General features: G+C 45.9%; 22 protein-coding genes. 8 read left to right on the forward strand and 14 right to left on the reverse strand.

From position 1 onward, the window contains the following. Positions 1–41: 41 nt before the first annotated feature. Positions 42–575, reverse strand: a complete 534-nt coding sequence (gene hpt, locus G7083_RS03540; protein WP_166013616.1) for a hypoxanthine phosphoribosyltransferase — start codon at positions 573–575, stop codon at positions 42–44. Positions 576–887: 312 nt separating this feature from the next. Here hpt and G7083_RS03545 point away from each other — a divergent pair, with 312 nt between their 5' ends. Continuing rightward, positions 888–1,505: a LuxR/HapR/OpaR family quorum-sensing transcriptional regulator gene (locus G7083_RS03545; RefSeq protein WP_166013617.1), complete on the forward strand. Its 618-nt coding sequence runs from the start codon at positions 888–890 to the stop codon at positions 1,503–1,505. A gap of 92 nt (positions 1,506–1,597) precedes the next feature. Here the strand turns inward: G7083_RS03545 and rsmI are convergent, their stop codons facing one another. After that, positions 1,598–2,464 (reverse strand): 16S rRNA (cytidine(1402)-2'-O)-methyltransferase, encoded by an 867-nt coding sequence (gene rsmI / locus G7083_RS03550; RefSeq protein WP_166013618.1) that lies wholly within the window; start codon positions 2,462–2,464, stop codon positions 1,598–1,600. A gap of 65 nt (positions 2,465–2,529) precedes the next feature. On the opposite strand from rsmI, the gene G7083_RS03555 reads away from it, so the two are divergent. Genes G7083_RS03555 through G7083_RS03570 form a run of 4 tightly spaced genes read left to right on the forward strand, consistent with a single transcriptional unit; the run spans position 2,530 to position 5,856 of the window. Continuing rightward, the gene (locus G7083_RS03555; protein WP_166014979.1) at positions 2,530–4,335 is read left to right on the forward strand and encodes a penicillin-binding protein activator; all 1,806 of its coding nucleotides are present in this window, start codon (positions 2,530–2,532) and stop codon (positions 4,333–4,335) included. After that, on the forward strand, positions 4,322–4,690 hold the full coding sequence (locus G7083_RS03560; protein WP_166013619.1) for a YraN family protein: 369 nt from the start codon (positions 4,322–4,324) through the stop codon (positions 4,688–4,690). Before G7083_RS03555 ends, G7083_RS03560 begins: the two co-directional genes overlap by 14 nt. 3 nt (positions 4,691–4,693) lie before the next feature. Continuing rightward, positions 4,694–5,284, forward strand: a complete 591-nt coding sequence (locus tag G7083_RS03565) for a phosphoheptose isomerase (RefSeq protein ID WP_166013620.1) — start codon at positions 4,694–4,696, stop codon at positions 5,282–5,284. Between the two features lie 2 nt (positions 5,285–5,286). Next, positions 5,287–5,856 carry a BON domain-containing protein gene (locus G7083_RS03570; protein WP_166013621.1) on the forward strand — a complete coding sequence of 190 codons (570 nt, stop codon included), beginning with the start codon at positions 5,287–5,289 and terminating at the stop codon, positions 5,854–5,856. Between the two features lie 116 nt (positions 5,857–5,972). Here the strand turns inward: G7083_RS03570 and sspB are convergent, their stop codons facing one another. From sspB to rplM, 7 genes are all read right to left on the reverse strand, one after another. Next, entirely contained in the window at positions 5,973–6,458 is a 486-nt protein-coding gene (gene sspB / locus G7083_RS03575) for a ClpXP protease specificity-enhancing factor (protein ID WP_166013622.1), read from the reverse strand. An 11-nt stretch (positions 6,459–6,469) separates the two neighbouring features. Beyond that, entirely contained in the window at positions 6,470–7,105 is a 636-nt protein-coding gene (gene sspA, locus G7083_RS03580) for a stringent starvation protein SspA (RefSeq protein WP_166013623.1), read from the reverse strand. A 98-nt stretch (positions 7,106–7,203) separates the two neighbouring features. After that, positions 7,204–7,941 carry a cytochrome c1 gene (locus G7083_RS03585; RefSeq protein WP_166013624.1) on the reverse strand — a complete coding sequence of 246 codons (738 nt, stop codon included), beginning with the start codon at positions 7,939–7,941 and terminating at the stop codon, positions 7,204–7,206. Further along, positions 7,941–9,203, reverse strand: a complete 1,263-nt coding sequence (locus G7083_RS03590; RefSeq protein WP_166013625.1) for a cytochrome bc complex cytochrome b subunit — start codon at positions 9,201–9,203, stop codon at positions 7,941–7,943. Before G7083_RS03590 ends, G7083_RS03585 begins: the two co-directional genes overlap by 1 nt. After that, positions 9,203–9,796 carry a ubiquinol-cytochrome c reductase iron-sulfur subunit gene (petA, locus tag G7083_RS03595; protein WP_166013626.1) on the reverse strand — a complete coding sequence of 198 codons (594 nt, stop codon included), beginning with the start codon at positions 9,794–9,796 and terminating at the stop codon, positions 9,203–9,205. The genes G7083_RS03590 and petA overlap by 1 nt, the downstream gene beginning before the upstream one ends. Positions 9,797–10,167: 371 nt before the next feature. Beyond that, entirely contained in the window at positions 10,168–10,560 is a 393-nt protein-coding gene (rpsI, locus tag G7083_RS03600; RefSeq protein ID WP_000829823.1) for a 30S ribosomal protein S9, read from the reverse strand. Positions 10,561–10,575: 15 nt separating this feature from the next. Continuing rightward, positions 10,576–11,004, reverse strand: a complete 429-nt coding sequence (gene rplM / locus G7083_RS03605; RefSeq protein WP_166013627.1) for a 50S ribosomal protein L13 — start codon at positions 11,002–11,004, stop codon at positions 10,576–10,578. A gap of 414 nt (positions 11,005–11,418) precedes the next feature. Here rplM and zapG point away from each other — a divergent pair, with 414 nt between their 5' ends. The 3 genes from zapG (at position 11,419) to degS (ending at position 14,602) form a co-directional block, all read left to right on the forward strand. Next, the gene (zapG, locus tag G7083_RS03610) at positions 11,419–11,862 is read left to right on the forward strand and encodes a Z-ring associated protein ZapG (protein WP_166013628.1); all 444 of its coding nucleotides are present in this window, start codon (positions 11,419–11,421) and stop codon (positions 11,860–11,862) included. A 132-nt stretch (positions 11,863–11,994) separates the two neighbouring features. Then, positions 11,995–13,362, forward strand: a complete 1,368-nt coding sequence (locus G7083_RS03615) for a Do family serine endopeptidase (protein ID WP_166013629.1) — start codon at positions 11,995–11,997, stop codon at positions 13,360–13,362. A 178-nt stretch (positions 13,363–13,540) separates the two neighbouring features. Then, positions 13,541–14,602 (forward strand): outer membrane-stress sensor serine endopeptidase DegS, encoded by a 1,062-nt coding sequence (degS, locus tag G7083_RS03620; protein ID WP_166013630.1) that lies wholly within the window; start codon positions 13,541–13,543, stop codon positions 14,600–14,602. A gap of 146 nt (positions 14,603–14,748) precedes the next feature. Here the strand turns inward: degS and rplS are convergent, their stop codons facing one another. The 5 genes from rplS to ffh all read right to left on the reverse strand — a co-directional run bounded on the left by rplS (position 14,749) and on the right by ffh (position 18,363). After that, positions 14,749–15,102: a 50S ribosomal protein L19 gene (gene rplS, locus G7083_RS03625; protein ID WP_166013631.1), complete on the reverse strand. Its 354-nt coding sequence runs from the start codon at positions 15,100–15,102 to the stop codon at positions 14,749–14,751. 41 nt (positions 15,103–15,143) lie between these two features. Beyond that, positions 15,144–15,887 carry a tRNA (guanosine(37)-N1)-methyltransferase TrmD gene (trmD, locus tag G7083_RS03630; protein WP_166013632.1) on the reverse strand — a complete coding sequence of 248 codons (744 nt, stop codon included), beginning with the start codon at positions 15,885–15,887 and terminating at the stop codon, positions 15,144–15,146. Positions 15,888–15,913: 26 nt separating this feature from the next. Continuing rightward, entirely contained in the window at positions 15,914–16,468 is a 555-nt protein-coding gene (gene rimM / locus G7083_RS03635; RefSeq protein ID WP_166013633.1) for a ribosome maturation factor RimM, read from the reverse strand. 27 nt (positions 16,469–16,495) lie between these two features. Continuing rightward, positions 16,496–16,744 (reverse strand): 30S ribosomal protein S16, encoded by a 249-nt coding sequence (gene rpsP / locus G7083_RS03640; protein WP_166013634.1) that lies wholly within the window; start codon positions 16,742–16,744, stop codon positions 16,496–16,498. A 236-nt stretch (positions 16,745–16,980) separates the two neighbouring features. After that, positions 16,981–18,363, reverse strand: a complete 1,383-nt coding sequence (gene ffh / locus G7083_RS03645; protein WP_166013635.1) for a signal recognition particle protein — start codon at positions 18,361–18,363, stop codon at positions 16,981–16,983. Between the last annotated feature and the right edge of the window lie 10 nt (positions 18,364–18,373).

Consider the following 18,373-nt stretch of genomic DNA (forward strand, 5'->3'; position numbering starts at 1 on the left):
CCCACTGACTGAGTGGGCGTTATGGCTGTTAAATTCAATGATTACTCGGCAACTGGCACCACTTTACCAATATAAGGCAGATGGCGATATTTCTGCGCGTAGTCGATACCCACGCCTACTACAAATTCATCGGGAATTTCAAAACCAACCCAATCCACGGCTACATCCACTTCACGGCGCGTTGGCTTATCGAGCAAAGTACAAATCGCGATCGACTTCGGCTCACGCAGTGCCAAAATTTCTTTAACTTTGCTCAGCGTATTGCCAGTATCGATAATATCTTCCACCAACAGCACATCTTTGCCTTTAATATCATCGTCCAAATCTTTCAAGATCCGCACATCACGTGAACTGTGCATACTGTTGCCGTAGCTCGAAGCGGTCATAAAATCCACTTGGTGAGTCAGATCAATTTGACGAGCGAGATCTGCCATAAACACAAACGAACCACGGAGCAAGCCCACTAAGACTAAATCTTCACTGCCTTGGTAATGCTCGGTGATCTTTTGGCCTAACTCGACAATGCGCTGAGCAACTTGCTGCTCAGAAATCATGACTTCAACTGTATGTTTCATACCATTCTCGTTATGTTGCGCGATATCAGCATCGCTGATTTTACGGGTGCCTATTGGCAGGCGTGCATAGTAGCATTTCCCTCAAAAGCTGTTAATCGTTTCACACTCTATTCTCTGCGTGCTGATGATTGCACTCAAGCCAAGCGATGTTACAACCGACCCAAAATCACTATTACTGCGCATTTCAATCCCGTGACAATTGACCTCACACATATGCACCATTACACTCATTAGGCATTTATTAATAAATGACACAATAATTATTAGAGCAAGATGCTCAATCAATCGTCTCATTGGCAAGGACCTTTTGGTATGGATACATCAATAGAAAAACCCCAGCGAACTCGCTTGGCCCCTCATAAACGTAAACTGCAACTGATGGAAATCGCCTTAGAAGTGTTTGCAAAGCGTGGGATAGGCCGCGCAGGTCATGCTGACATTGCAGAAATTGCCCAGGTCTCGGTGGCAACCGTATTTAATTACTTCCCGACTCGTGAAGATCTGGTGGATGACGTGCTCAATTTTGTGGTTCAGCAGTATTCGAATTTCCTCACCGATCACATCGATTTGGATTTAGATGTGAAAAGCAACCTACAAAGTTTATGCAAACAGATGGTGCAACTGGCAATCACCGATTGCCACTGGCTAAAAGTATTGTTTGAATGGAGTACATCAACCCGCGAGGAAGTGTGGCCGCTATTCGTTGCCACTAACCGAACGAATCAGTTGCTGATCAAAAATATGTTTAGCAAAGCGATGCAACGTGGTGAATTATGTGAAAAGCATGATGTTGATCATATCACCAGCCTATTTCATGGCATCTTTTACTCACTGTTTCTGCAGATCAACCGCGTTGGTGCGCAAGATGCAATGTATAAACTGGTTGATAGCTATCTCAATATGCTATGCATCTATAAAACCAAGGTTTAGACTCCCCCTGAACGCTTGTGTTTTCTGAACAGTTAATCAAGGGCCGATGCTTTAAGCACCGGACTAATCTAAATAAAATCAATCAGTTGAAATTATTCACCCAAATTCTCTAGGCCCCATTTATACAGTGCATTTTTCTTCAACTGATGAATTTCGGCGACGAGCGCCGCCGCTTTTTTGAGTGGCAGCTCTTTGCTGAGTAGAGTTAAGGTGCGCAATGCATCATCTGGCAGAGTCTGCTCACCAGCCGCCCGATAACCATGCACTAACAGCACCATTTCACCTTTTTTGCGGTTATCGTCTTCGGCAATCCAGGTGATCAATTGTGCCAATGGCATACCTTGAATGGTTTCAAAGGTCTTGGTTAACTCGCGCGCCAAAACCACTTGACGCTCACCGCCCAGTACCTCTTGCATATCTTGCAGGGCGTCGCAGATCCGATGCGGTGACTCATAAAAAATACAAGTGCGCGCGACTTTGGCGATTTCAAGTAGCTTATCTTTACGTGCTTTACTCTTAGCAGGTAAAAAACCCTCAAAACTAAAGCAATCGGACGGAAGACCAGCTGCACTTAACGCTGTGATCACCGCACAAGGACCAGGAAGTGGCACAACTTTGACCCCAGCTTGACGGCATTGATTGACCAAATGATAACCTGGATCGCTAATCAGTGGTGTGCCAGCATCGGATACCAGCGCAATCGACATGCCCGATTGCAGCTTATCGACTAAAAACTGGGCTTTTTGCTGCTCATTATGATCATGCAGAGCAAAAGTTTTGGTGCTGATATTAAAGTGCGCTAATAATTTACCCGTATGGCGAGTATCTTCCGCGGCAATCATATCGACCTGGGCTAACACCTCTAAGGCTCGTTGTGTGATGTCACCCAAATTACCAATCGGGGTTGGCACAATATAAAGAGTTGGTGCACCATTTGGCACGGTTTTAGTATCTGTCATTTGTTTACCATCACATCAACGATTAATATAGAGACAACTTACGGACTAACGAAAGAATCATGGCTATGAACCACCATCAGCGACGCAGTGTACCACGCATATTGACTCCGATTGCATTATCAATCGTGTTATCGGCCTGTTCGACTCAACCTTCGTCACCGGATGTGGTCGATATTGCCGCACCACCACTGTTAACCGCACAAACCTACTTAATGCGTGCCGATGCCAGCCAAGGTACACAACAAAATGATTGGTTGTTGATGGCCCTCAAAGCCGCGATTGCCGAAAACAATCCTGAGCAAGCGCAATTATTGATCATGCGCCTTGCCAAGCAACCCTTGACCGAAACTCAGCAAGCACAATGGCAACTGCTGCGCGCACAATTACTGGTGAATAGCGAACAGTATCAAGAAGCGCTCCGCCAATTAAATTTCCAAGCGAACTGGTCATTACCACAGGTTCAATGGCAACAATATTACCAATTACGCGCCGATATTTTTACCGCGCTAGATCGCCCGTTTGACTCCACTCGTGAATTGATCGCGCTGTATGAGATGTCATCAAACCGTGAGCAAGAAGCGTTAGCCGATCAAATCTGGGCTAGCTTGAATCACTATTCGGCGAACAATTTGACTCGCCTTGCCGTGGGCCCCAATGAAACACAGTTGAGCGGTTGGTTACAATTAACCATCTACATGAAAACGCTGGGCAGCAATCTGCCACAGCTACAAAACACTTTGCAGCGCTGGCTGGCCGAAAACCCACAGCATCCAGCGGCAAGATATACCCCAAAAGCCATCAGCGATATTTTGGCACTCAATATTGTCAAACCAACCCATACCGCATTACTGCTGCCTTTAACCGGCAAATTTGCCAAACAGGCACAATTTATTCGTGATGGTTTCGTGTTTGCGATGATGAATGATGCTGAACGCGCAACGGACGCCACTTTAACCATTATTGATACCAATGCCGAATCACTAGCATCGGTGGATGCCAGCCTGACCAACCAGAACATTGATTTTGTGGTCGGGCCATTAATTAAAGACAATATTGAGCAATTACAACGCTTGCAACAAAGCCGTGGCCAAACGATTCCAACGTTAGCGTTAAATATTCCGGATAATATCGATAACACTGCCGGTGCGTGTTATCTGGCTTTATCACCAGAGCAAGAGGTGGCACAAGCCGCTAAACATTTGTTCAGCCAAGGCTACCGCTATCCACTGATTTTAGCGCCACAAAATGCTTATGGGCAGCGTGTGGTGGAAGCCTTTAATCAAGAGTGGCGGCACTTTAGTAACGATAAAGTGGCAGTTAATCTGTTTGGTGATAAGCGTCAATTACAGCGCAATATCAATTCAATTTTTGGCTTACAAGATAGCCAGCAAAATATTGCTCAGATCGAATCTCTGCTTGGTATTGGCTTAGAAAGTCAGCCGCGGAGCCGCCGCGATATCGATGCGGTGTATATTGTTGCCAACAGCTCCGATCTCACCTTAATCAAACCGTTCATTGAAGTCGCGATCAACCCAGACACTCGTCCTCCAAAGCTGTTTTCTAACTCCAACAGCAATGCCGGAGGCCGTCAGTATGAAGATTTATCCGGTGTCACCTACAGCGATATTCCACTGCTGATCCATCCATCGCCAAGCCTCCAGCAGCAACTGACTCAAATTTGGCCGGACAGCTCAAATGCCGAGCGCCGCTTACAAGCACTCGGAATGGATGCGTATCAACTGATGGTGGAACTTCCACAAATGAAAATCGTCGAAGGTTATACCCTTGATGGCCAAACCGGTGTACTGAGCATTGATGATCAGTGTGTGGTACAACGTGAAATCAGTTGGGCGGAGCATGGAGTTCGCTAACTCTCGCGCCCAAGGCAACCACTATGAACAGATGGCGGCACAGCACCTATGCCGCCAAGGGTTAAAGTTGGTCAGCCAAAATGTCAATTATCGCTGCGGCGAATTAGATTTGGTGATGCGCCAGGGTGCCACTTGGGTATTTGTTGAAGTCCGTTATCGCGCCAATCGCCAACACGGTCATGCCGCAGAAACCATCACCCGCAGCAAACGTGATCGCTTGATCAAAGCAGCAAATTGGTGGATGCTCGCCAATAACATAAATAGTCACAGTGCGGATTTTCGTTTTGATGTGGTTGCGATTCATCAGCAAGGGCAACATATCGAATGGTTAAAAAACGCGATAACTGAAGGATAGACAATGCTCGATAGCATTAAAGACAGTTTTACCGAAAGTATTCAAATTCAAATTGCCGCAGCCGAAGCGTTACCAGATGCAATTATGCATGCGGCGCAAGCGATGGTGGCAAGCTTACTCAATGGCCACAAAATTCTCTGTTGTGGTAACGGTGGTTCATCTGTCAACGCGCAACAGTTTGTGTCTTGCCTGATCAATCGCTTTGAAACCGAACGCCCAAGTTTACCAGCGATGGCTCTGACCGCGGATAATACCACCTTAACCGCAGTGGCTAACGACTACCACTACCAAGAAGTCTTTTCTAAACAGGTGCGGGCATTTGGTCAACCTAGCGATATTTTATTAGCCATTTCGACCAGTGGTAATAGCAAAAATATCATTAAAGCAATGGAAGCGGCCGTCACTCGTGATATGACGATTATTGCGCTCACCGGTAAAGATGGCGGCGAAATGGCGGGACTACTCGGTGAAAATGATGTGGAAATTCGTATTCCCTCACACCGTACCGCGCGCATCCACGAGGTTCACATGGTGACGCTACACTGCCTATGTGATCTGATTGACCAAGTATTATTCCCAGCCCATGTAGAGTGATTATGAAAAGTATTAAACTTGTTCTCTTGGCCAGCATGCTTGTCACCTTAACCGGTTGTGCTGGATTATTCATCGCAGGTGCCGCAACCACCGCCAATATGGTGACCGATCCGCGCAGCACTAAGGAGATCTGGCAAGATAATAACCTAGAGTTAGAAGTCGCAGGACTTGCCAATAAAGAGCCCTATCGCAAAGAGACGCGCATCTCAGCGGTGGCTTATCGCGGTACCGTGGTATTACTTGGTCAATCCAGCACTGAAGCGACCTTAGAACAATTTATCGCGCAAGCTCGGCAACTGAAAGATGTCAAAGAGTTGCATAATCAAATCCAGATCAAAGCGCAGCTGTCGGTCGGAGAAATCAGCAATGACAGTTGGATCACCACTAAAGTCAAATCCGCGTTACTGACCAAATCCGAGCTCAACGGGATAAAAGTGAAGGTAGTAACCGAAGATCGAGTAGTGTATCTGTTTGGCTACGTATCCGCTGAACATGCTGATATTGCGATAGAGGTAGCAAGAAATATTATTGGTGTAAAACAAGTGGTCAGAGCATTTGATTACGCTCAGTAAGCCCATCGGACCAAGCGGTTAGCAAGATAAATAACCACCCCGTTTGGGATGGCGATAAAAAAGGCAGCGATTCTCGCTGCCTTTTACATGTTACGCTTGATGACTTCACGATACGTTTACTTCACAACACGTAAGCTTGGTTTGCCTTTTGGACGAGGTGGCTCATCACTACTCTCATCGCGAGTATGATCATCACTGTCATCAGTCAATGGACTCTCTAGCCCAGCTAACGAGGCTGGTGAGTCAAGCTCTTCAAGCTCTAGTGAATCGATATAAGCAGGTTCAGGCTCAAACATCGTCCCTGCACCATTTTCACGTGCATAAATCGCCTGCACCGCATAAATTGGCACAATCACGCGATGAGGCCGACCACCAAACCGAGCATTAAAGGTAACTTCGTCGTTACTGAGATCTAAATGGCTGACCGCACGCGGAGCGACATTGAGAATAATTTGCCCATCTTGCACATATTCGAGTGGCACTTTAACTCTTGGTAACGTGGCATCCACCACTAAATGTGGCGTAAGCTCGTTTTCCAGCAGCCAATCATAAAATGCACGCAGCAAGTAAGGTCGACGCGGTGTCATTTGATCACTATCCATTCCGGCATCCATTAGCGAGCCAGACGCATCTCGCGTTCAGCTTCCGTCAGCGAAGCGAGGAATGAATCACGCTCAAATACACGGTTCATGTACACTTTTAGTTCTTTAGAACCAGGACCAATCAAATCAATGCCCAGTACAGGTAAACGCCACAGCAGTGGAGCCAAGTAGCAATCAATTAAACTGAATTCTTCACTCATAAAGTATTCAAACTCAGCAAACACTGGGCCTAAAGTCAGTAAGTCATTACGCAATTTATTGCGCGCTTGCTCAGCCACTTCAGGTGAACCATTGACTACTTTCTCCGCCAATGAGTACCAGTTGCGTTCAATACGGTAGATCATCAAACGGCTGTTACCACGTGCAACCGGATAAACCGGCATTAGCGGTGGGTGCGGAAAACGCTCATCTAAGTATTCCATGATGATTTTGGAATCATACAGAGCCAGCTCACGATCCACCAAAGTAGGTACGGTTTTATAAGGATTCAGCTCGATCAGTTCCGCTGGGAGGTTATTCTCATCAACCAACTCAACTTCAAAACTGACACCTTTTTCAGCCAGCACAATGCGAACCTGATGGCTATACATGTCGGATGCACTTGAAAACAGAGTCATCACAGAACGTTTGTTGGCAGCTACAGCCATGGAGCCCTCCAGTACAGATGCGGGGATAAAAAACAATGGAGGCTATAGCCTCCATTGATGAGTTAACAATCGGAAATTAGCGCGACATAATAGCACAATTAGTGCACATCACGCCAATACTCTTTCTTGAGCGCAATCACTACTAGGCTGAAAAGTACTAAAAAGCCCATCACCCACCAACCAAGTTTTTGCCGCTCTAACTTGATAGGCTCGCTAGAGTATGCGAGAAAATTGACCAAATCTCGCACCGCTTGATTGTATTCCCCTTCACTTAGCTCACCATTACCACGCGATTTGATCCCAACCACATGCATAACCGGATTCCCATCAACAACTTTGCTGGCATAAATCGGCTCAGGAGTGCCCTGCAACTCTTCCAGCACATGCGGCATACCAACGCTGGGAAAGACTAAGTTATTAACTCCAAATGGGCGTGATGGGTCAACATAAAAAGTACGCAGATAAGTGTAAAGCCAATCGGTGCCCCGTACTCGAGCCACTAAGGTTAAATCCGGAGGCGGCGCCCCAAACCACTTAGCTGCGGATGGCTCCGGAATTGCATTTTCCATCACATCACCAATTTTAGTGGCTGGATTAAATATTAAGTGTTGCTTCATTAAATCAGCCGGGATGCCAAGATCATCGGCAACTCTTTGATAACGTTGGTACTGGGTCGAATGGCAACCAAAACAATAGTTGATAAATAGCTTGGCACCATTTTGTAGCGAAGCTTGATCGCTTAATTGATTATTCGCTTTATCTAAATGAATATTAGCTCCTGCCGCCATCACCAATGATGGCCATAAAGCCAACCACACTACAATCCATATTTTCATTAGTAGGTCACTCTGGTCGGTAATGGCTTAGTCACTTCATTCTTGCTATAGAAAAACAGCAACACAAAGAACATGAAATAGCCCAAGCTAAAAATCTGCGCCAACAAGGTATAAGTAGGTGTCGCAGGTAACGCACCTAACATGCCCAATGCAATGAAACTGACCGTAAACTGGGCAATATTGAATAAATGGAATTTGCTACGATAACGATAAGAGCGCACCTTACAGCGATCCAACCAAGGTAATAAAAACAGCATGATAATCGATGCCCCCATCGCCATCACACCGATTAGCTTATCCGGCACGGCACGCAAAATGGCGTAAAATGGAGTGAAATACCACACCGGAGCGATATGCTCTGGCGTTTTCAGTGGATTAGCCGCTTCAAAGTTAGGTGGTTCAAGGAAATACCCTCCCATTTCCGGATTGAAAAACAGCACATAACAAAACAAAAACAAGAAACCGGCCACACCGATTAAGTCTTTGACCGTGCCATAAGGGTGAAAGGGAATGGAGTCCACAATGTCATATTTCTTGGTGTAGTCGTGATGAAACTTGAATTGAGGTTGATAACCCTCACCCTGCGAACCTTTAGCCAATTTAGTTTCAATTCCATCAGGATTATTGGAACCCACTTCATGCAGCGCCAAAACGTGCAACCCAATCAGCAGTAGTAGCACTATTGGTAATCCAATCACGTGTAACGCAAAGAAACGGTTGAGCGTGGCACCAGAAATAACATAATCACCGCGGATCCACAGTGTTAAATCATCACCAATAATCGGAATTGCACCAAATAGCGAGATGATAACCTGCGCCCCCCAATAAGACATTTGTCCCCAAGGGAGCAGATAGCCCATAAACGCTTCAGCCATCAATACCAAGAAGATCAGCATGCCAAAGATCCACAATAATTCACGAGGCTGCTGATAAGAGCCATAAATCAAACCTCGAAACATGTGCAGATAAATCACAATAAAAAATGCGGAAGCCCCGGTCGAATGCATATAACGCAGCAACCAACCATACTCCACATCACGCATAATGTATTCGACTGATGCAAAGGCTCCTTCGCCTGAAGGCACGTAGTTCATGGTTAACCAGATCCCCGTTAAAAGCTGGTTAACCAGTACCAACATCGCCAACGAACCAAACAAGTACCAAAAGTTAAAGTTTTTAGGCATCGGATATTCGGACAGATGCTTTCTATACGCATTGATAACCGGTAGACGTTTTTCTACCCAGTCCAGTAGAGCTTGCATTATGCCTCTCCTGTTGCATCAAGACCAATTACCACCCGAGTATCGCTTAGGTACATATGCGGCGGGATCACTAGATTTAATGGCGCAGGAACCGCTTGAAAAACACGGCCCGCCATATCAAATTTGGAGCCATGACAGGGGCAAAAAAAGCCGGATTTGACACCTTGGACTTGCTCAGAAAAAGAATCGGGTAAATAAGTAGGTGAGCAACCCAAGTGAGTACAAATCCCTACCGCAATAAAATATTCAGGCTTAATTGAGCGGTAAATATTTTGAGCATAATTGGGCTGTTGTAACTGCTGCGAATTGGCATCACGCAATTGGTTGGCGTGATTTTTTAGATCTTCAATAATCGCGCCAGAGCGGCGAACTATCCAAACCGGTTTGCCGCGCCACTCGACTCGGATCATTTGCCCTTCTTCCAGCTTGCCGATTTCAACCTCAACCGGAGCTCCTGCGGCTTTGGCTTTAGCACTCGGATTCCATGATTTGATAAAAGGTACTGCGACCGCAGCCACTCCTAAGCCACCAACAACAGCGGTGGTGGCGGTCAGAAATCGTCTACGACCTGGATTTAGAGGTGCATTACTCATCCAGACATTCTCCCATTGGCTTCCAATCGATCCAGCTAATTCCATTTAAAGAGTAAGGCTAACCAACACGGGCTATAGAATCACCTCGATAACAAATCATAAATAAACAGTTAATATTTAACAAGGTGAAGCTACCTTTTTGCAACATGCATCAATTGAGAACGCTGGAAGCATCACAAAAGGAATAATCGCGTGCCGGATAAAGCATGATGAGCATGGAGGAGAGGATGAGTACGAAAAAAACAGTGGCGACAATTCGCTACCAAGCAATAAACCGTGGGCTTATCGCTGAAATGTAAAAAACCCGGCCAAATAGCCGGGTTTTTGAACCACATCCAGTAACACTGGAGCGTATTTTCCAAACAGGAAAATTAACGCTTAGAGAACTGTGGACGACGACGTGCTTTACGTAGACCCACTTTCTTACGTTCAACGCGACGAGCGTCACGAGTAACGTAGCCAGCAGCACGTAGAACAGGACGTAGAGACTCATCGTATTCCATCAGAGCGCGAGTGATACCGTGACGGATAGCACCAGCTTGACCAGAAATACCACCACCTTTAACAGTGATGTACAGATCCAGTTTTTCTACCATGTCAACCAGTTCAAGAGGTTGTTTAACAACCATGCAAGAAGTTGGACGACCGAAGTACTCTTCAAGACTACGCTTGTTGATTACGATGTTGCCGCTGCCTGGTTTGATAAAAACACGAGCAGCTGAGCTTTTGCGACGGCCAGTGCCGTAGTATTGATTCTCTGCCATTTCCGAAATCCCCGATTAGATGTCCAGTACTTTTGGTTGTTGAGCAGCATGGTTGTGCTCAGCGCCAGCGTAAACTTTTAGCTTACGGTACATAGCACGGCCTAGAGGACCTTTTGGCAACATACCTTTAACCGCTAACTCAAGTACCATTTCTGGCTTACGCTCAATCAGCGTCTCGAAGCTGAATGATTTCAGGCCACCTGGGAACTCAGAGTGACGGTGGTACATTTTGTTCTTAGCTTTGTTACCAGTAACAGTAACTTTCTCCGCATTAACAACGATGATGTAATCACCAGTGTCAACGTGTGGAGTGTATTCAGCTTTATGTTTGCCACGTAGGCGAGATGCAATTTCACTTGCTAGACGGCCAAGAGTTTTACCTTCAGCGTCTACAACGTACCAGTCACGTTTTACAGTTTCTGGTTTAGCAACGAAAGTTTTCATGCTAATAATAACCCGTTAATTTAAATTTACACTTCAAGGAGCTTTCGCTCCCACTGTCTAAGAGCCCAGTCATCACCCCTTCGAGTGGGTGGCACTCTCGGTCACAAAGGACCTGCAGTAACGGTGGGTCGCAGGATTATAGAGAAGGGAGCAGAAAAAATCATCTCTTTTTGTATAAAATCACAAAAAAAACCATAGCCATTCAATATGTCATGCTGAGGTTTAAAGTAAATATTTGGGGTAGCGCGGCTTTGCTGTCATATTGCTCTGCTACAGTGATAAGAAAAGTGGTAAACGCAAAATCAACCACATGCATTTTGCTTTATCGTACTAGGCTCTCATAGTAACATGTCCCTCGCACATGTGTAACCGACAGGTAAAAAACATGTTAAACAACAACAATAAGGAGCTCTTATGCCTTGGATTTATACTATTGCTGGATTGCTAGTGGGGATAATAGTCGGAGTGCTGATCACTCGTTTAATGACGCCTCAATACAAAACGCAGAAGAATCTACAAAAAGAACTCGATAGCGCCAAATTTAGTTTAGAACAGCAGCGTCAAGAACTGGCTGACCATTTTGCACAGACAGCCGAAATGCTCGACACTCTAGGTAAGGATTACACTAAGCTCTATCAGCATATGGCAAAAACCGCCAGCGATTTAATCCCTCATTTGCCAGAGCAAGATAATCCGTTTAGTCGACTCGCCCAGCAAAAAGAGCAAGAGAATAAACAACCTGAAACGTTAGAACAGCCGCCGAAAGATTATGCTTTAGGTGCAAGTGGTTTGCTGCGTGGTGAAACCAAAGCGATTATTCACTCAGCCGACTTAGTTAATAACAGCAAAGCCAGTTAATTTTATTCACCTCAGAGCATGGTGAACTTTGCAAAGGTTTTTGAGTCATAACTCACAGATTATTGGTTGATGTTTCTGGAAATGGACCTATTTTCTATTTCAGCCAAATGTGTATTTGTTGAGGAGTTTATGATGAAAAAACCTTTGCTTATTTTAACTGCTCTATCTCTTAGCTTGGGCACGATACTTTCACCGTTACCTGCCAGCGCAGCCCTTCCCCTTTCTGTCAATGGATCGCAAATACCGAGTCTTGCGCCGATGCTAGAAAAAGTCACCCCAGCGGTAGTCAGTATTGCAGTGGAAGGCACTCAAGTATCAAAACAGCGCCTGCCGGATCAATTTCGTTTTTTCTTCGGCCCTGACTTTCCAACCGAACAACTGCAAGAACGTCCATTTCGTGGACTCGGCTCAGGCGTCATTATTAGTGCTGAGAAAGGTTATGTAGTCACCAACTATCATGTCATCAATAGTGCAGAAAAAATTCGCGTTAAACTGCATGATGGTCGGGAGTTTGATGCTGAACTGGTCGGTGGCGATGCGATGTCCGATGTCGCGTTGCTTAAACTCAGCAAAGCAAAAAATCTCACCGAAATTAAAATTGCCGACTCCGATGTGCTACGGGTTGGAGACTTTGCCGTAGCGATTGGCAACCCATTTGGTTTAGGGCAAACCGTCACCTCTGGCATTATCTCCGCGCTTGGGCGCAGTGGCTTAAATATCGAAAATTTTGAAAATTTCATTCAAACGGATGCCGCCATCAATAGCGGCAACTCAGGCGGGGCACTGGTCAATCTCAATGGTGAATTGATCGGAATTAACACTGCGATTCTAGGCCCCAATGGCGGTAACGTCGGGATCGGCTTTGCCATTCCTTCGAATATGATGAAAAACCTCACCGATCAAATTTTAGAATTTGGTGAAGTCAAACGTGGCATGCTGGGAGTGCAAGGAGGCGAAATCAGCTCTGAGCTCGCCGATGCGCTCGGTTATGAATCCTCTAAAGGTGCATTTGTCAGTCAAGTGGTCGCCAATAGTGCAGCAGATAAAGCGGGGATCAAAGCCGGCGATATCATTACCTCACTCAATGGTAAACCGGTTGATACCTTCTCGGAATTGCGCGCTAAAGTGGCCACCTTAGGTGCCGGTAAAACCATTACTCTTGGCATATTACGTGATGGTAAAAACCAGAGTGTTTCCGTTACGCTCGATGAACAGCAAAATGCAAAAACCAAAGCCGAATCACTGCACCAAGGTTTAAGCGGCGCAGAGCTCAGTAACACTGATGACAGCGATCCAATCCAAGGGGTTAAAGTCACCGAGGTACAAAAAGGTTCGGCGGCTGAGTCTTATCAACTACAAAAAGATGACATCATTATCGGTGTAAACCGTAAGCGGGTAAAAAACATTGCCGAGTTGCGTGCCATCATGGAAAAATCGCCGAATATTCTGGCATTAAATATTCAACGTGGCGAACGGACCCTGTATCTAGTCGTTCGTTAAACGTCAGCCCTGCGTTACCGCTCATTTAGCGGTAACGCAGTCCATACTCTTCACACCAACATCAACCAGAAAAACGAAACTATAAACGTTTTCGATGTCACTTTGGCGAAATGCACTTCCAGTGTTATTCTTGACCACTTACCGTCCGTCATTTATCTAAATTTGAGTTGGGGAAACTATGCTGAAATTTTGGGTTCGCTCAATCAGCCTTGGGGTATTTGTCGCAATCATCATCATTGGGCTAACACCCTCACTACGTGCCAAACTACTCCCTGTCGTCAATTCTCAACCGCGTCATATCAGCGCATTACAGATATCGTTTAATCAAGCGGTGCGCAATGCCGCCCCTGCAGTCGTCAATATTTATAACCGTAAATACAGCGAAAGCGATCACCGCAAACTGTCGATTCAAGGTTTAGGCTCAGGGGTAATTGTCAGTGAAAAGGGCTATATCATTACCAACTATCATGTCGTGGCTCAAGCCGATCAAATTGTGGTGGCACTACAAGATGGCCGAGCCGCAGCGGCACAGCTGGTTGGCAAAGATCGCCGCACCGATATCGCAATATTGCGCGTGGAAGGGAGTGGGCTGCCAGTCATTCCACTCAATCCCGATTATCATCCCCAAGTGGGTGATGTGGTGTTAGCAATTGGTAATCCTTATAATTTGGGGCAAACCACCACATTTGGGATTATTTCAGCCACCGGTCGTTCATCGATCAGCGCTGATGGACGACAAGCATTCATCCAAACTGATGCGGCGATCAATGAAGGCAACTCTGGAGGAGCCTTAGTGAATACCGAAGGGGAATTAGTTGGGATCAATACCGCCTCTTTCCAACAAGCTACCGATTTTGAAACCTATGGCATTTCATTTGCAATTCCTTACGCTCTCGCCAGCAAAATTATGACCAAAATCATTGCCGATGGACGGGTGATCCGCGGCTATATTGGGGTAGATGGACAAGATATTAATTCAATGACCTCACGCTTACTGGGCAATGAACATGTGGGTGGGATCATCATTTTAGGCGTGGATCCCACTGGGCCCGCAGCAAAAGCCGGCCTATTAGAGCAAGATATCCTGCTCAAAATTGATGGTAAAAAAATTAATGGCCGGCAAAATGTGACCGATACCGTGACCGATCTTAGACCAGGCACCGTGGTCGATTTGACTTTGCTGCGCAAAGGCCAAGAAATGGTGGTGCCAGTGACAATTGGTGAAGATGCCCGAGAATAGCTTGCAGTTTCGCGTTTAGCACCGCCAAGATTTCAATGGTTAAGCATGAATATCAAGCAACCATCATCGATAAACAATCATCACTCAATACAAAAAAGCGGAGCCCTTGGGCTCCGCTTTTTACTACGAGAACGAAAGTTCTAGCATTATTTCTTAGTCAGCTTCTCTTTGATACGAGCAGCTTTACCAGACAGGTCACGCAGGTAGTACAGTTTGGCACGACGTACTGCACCGCGACGTTTAACTTCAATGCTATCAACTACTGGAGAGTGAGTTTGGAACGTACGCTCAACACCTTCGCCGTTAGAAATTTTACGAACGGTGAATGCAGAGTGCAGACCACGGTTACGAATTGCAATTACAACGCCTTCGAAAGCCTGTAGACGCTCACGGTCACCTTCTTTTACCTTAACTTGAACCACAACAGTGTCACCTGGTGCAAATTGAGGCAGGTTTTGTTTCATTTGCTCTTGTTCTAGAGCCTTGATGATGTTACTCATTGTCTAAATTCCTAGAATAAACTGATACTAAATTTAATAGGTTACTGATGCTGAGCCTGTTTAATAAACTCAACCAGTAATTGTTCCTGTTCGTCAGTCAGAGCTAGGTTTTCCAGGAGCTCCGGTCTTCTTAGCCAGGTTCGGCCTAACGACTGTTTCAGTCGCCAGCGACGAATGTCCTCATGATTGCCAGATTTCAGTACCGCGGGTACCTCTTTTCCATCCAATACTTCAGGACGCGTGTAGTGCGGACAATCTAACAGACCATTAGCAAAAGAATCTTCTTCTGCTGACGCAAAATCCCCTAGCACTCCCGGTATAAACCGCGAGACTGAATCAATCAACGTCATGGCTGGCAGTTCGCCGCCGGTCATTACGAAATCGCCGATTGACCATTCTTCGTCAACCTCCGATTCAATAATCCGTTCATCTACCCCTTCATAGCGACCGCAAATCAGAATTAAATTCTGGCTTTGCGCCAGCTCTTCCACACCTTGTTGGTCGAGTTTACGACCTTGTGGAGAGAGATAAATCACTTTCGTCTTACCCGGTGACGCTTGTTTCGCCGCATGGATGGCATCGCGCAAAGGTTGCACCATCATCAACATGCCGGGACCGCCACCGTAGGGTTTATCATCGACTGTGCGACGCTTGTCATGAGCGAAATCACGTGGATTCCAAGTCTCAACTGACAATAACCCTTTTTTCACCGCCTGACCTGTTACTCCAAAATCGGTAACGCTGCGGAACATTTCAGGAAATAGGCTAACAATGCCAACCCACATGTTTCCTCGCTTATTCGATTTTTGAGTTAAAACGCAGGATCCCAGTCAACTTCGATCCGTTGAGCTTGGCGATCAATAACTTTGATCACTTGCTCTTCAAGAAACGGAATCAACCGTTCCTTTTGGCCGAAAGCATCTTTCAGATTCGCTTTCACTACGAGAACATCGTTGGAGCCGGTTTCCATCATGTCAGTTACAACGCCAAGGTCATAACCGCTGGTGGTCACCACTTGCATACCAAACAATTCACGCCAGTAGAACTCATCTCCTGACAATTCTGGTAATGATGCGGGGTCAATTGCGATTTCAAAGTTAGTCAGCAGGTGTGCGTCTTCACGAACATCAAGCCCTTGAAGTTTCACTACCCAACCTTTGTTGTGGCGTTTCCAGCCTTCTACTTTGTACTCTACCCACTCACCCTTTTGTTCAATGAACCAAGGGCTGTAATCGAAAATACTTTCTGGATTGTCTGTGTAGGAAAAAGCTTTAAGCCAGCCACGAATGCCGTAAGAAGAACCTAATTTTCCCACAACCAATTTTTCGTGTTGCTTGCTCATCGTTTCTTTACCTTTCATCGACATAAACTAGTGATTACTTAATTGTAATAATTAAGCCGCTTTTTGAGCGGTTTTAACTAGTTGTGCTACGCGGTCAGACATAGATGCGCCTTGTGAAACCCAGTGGTTCACGCGATCCAGATCCAGACGCAGGCCTTCTTCTTGGCCAGCAGCAGTCGGGTTAAAGAAACCAACTTTCTCGATGAAACGGCCAGTTGCTGAGTTGCGGCTGTCTGCTACAACGATTTGATAAAATGGACGCTTTTTCGCGCCGTGACGTGCCAAACGAATGGTTACCATGTCGTCCTCTTTGCTTTTCAAAAATAAAATTAACCCCGAAAACCGGCTTGCAAAAATTTTCACAAAATCAGTTTGGGGTCTCGTGCCAAAATAAAGCCTCGGAATTCTACTCTTATTGCGAGGCTTTGCAAGGGGTTTAGCTACTTTTTCACCAGCAAAAAGCGCGCGCCATTACTGTGATTCAGCTAACAGATTGAAAGGTTAATGCTTCATCTACTCCGCTGGTGATAGTGTCATTAACGACCAAAGAAACCGCCGCCCAAACCACCACGACCACCACCCATCAGGCCTTGCATGTTACGCATCATGCCTTTCATGCCGCCCTGCTGCATTTTTTTCATCATTTTTTGCATCTGAGTAAATTGCTTAAGTAGGCGATTCACATCTTGTACTTGGGTACCAGAGCCCGCGGCAATGCGCTTTTTACGTGAACCTTTGATCAACTCAGGATGCTGACGCTCTTTCATGGTCATTGAGCTGATCATCGCTTCCATCTGCTTAAAGACCCGATCATCGACTTTATCTTTCATATCGGCTGGTAATTGCGACATACCGGGTAATTTATCGAGCATGCCCATCATGCCACCCATATTTTTCATCTGGCCGAGCTGTTCACGGAAATCTTCTAAATCAAAGCCTTTCTTTTCTTTGAACTTTTTCGCGAGCTTTTCCGCTTGTTGCTGATCAACATTACGCTGCAAATCTTCAATCAAGGACAGCACATCACCCATACCGAGAATGCGTGATGCAATCCGATCTGGATGGAATGGTTCTAGTGCATCGGTTTTTTCACCGACCCCCAAGAATTTAATTGGCTTACCCGTGATATGACGTACCGATAGTGCAGCACCACCACGGGCATCACCATCAACCTTGGTCAGAATAACCCCAGTCAACGGCAGTGCATCACCAAATGCCTTGGCGGTATTGGCTGCATCTTGACCGGTCATCGCATCGACCACAAACAGGGTTTCGACTGGGTTGATAGCTTTATGCAGTGCCTGGATTTCCGCCATCATCTGCTCATCAATCGCCAAACGACCAGCCGTATCGACAATCAATACGTCGTAGAATTTTTTCTTGGCGTGATCAATCGCAGCGTTAGCAATATCAATCGGTTTTTGATCCGGCGTTGATGGGAAGAAATCAACACCTAAATCATTAGCTAGCGTTTCCAACTGTTTGATCGCCGCGGGGCGATAAACGTCGGCGGAAACCACCAGCACTTTTTTCTTTTCTCGCTCTTTAAGAAGCTTGGATAATTTACCCACCGAGGTGGTTTTACCGGCACCTTGTAGACCGGCCATCAAAATAACTGCCGGTGGCTGAGCCGCGAGATTCAGCGCTTGATTCGATTCCCCCATCACAGCTTCAAGCTGCTGACGAACAATCTTAATGAACTCTTGGCCCGGAGTGAGTGATTTAGACACCTCAACACCCACTGCGCCTTCTTTGACTCGCTGCACAAAATCACGTACCACAGGTAACGCAACGTCAGCTTCTAACAATGCCATGCGCACTTCGCGCAGGGTATCTTTAATATTATCTTCGGTAAGACGACCTTTGCCGCTGATATTTTTCAGCGTGTTGGATAAGCGATCGGTTAAATTCTCAAACATCTTTTTTCTC

This window comes from Vibrio sp. HDW18 (assembly GCF_011306175.1).
GTDB lineage: Bacteria > Pseudomonadota > Gammaproteobacteria > Enterobacterales > Vibrionaceae > Vibrio > Vibrio chanodichtyis.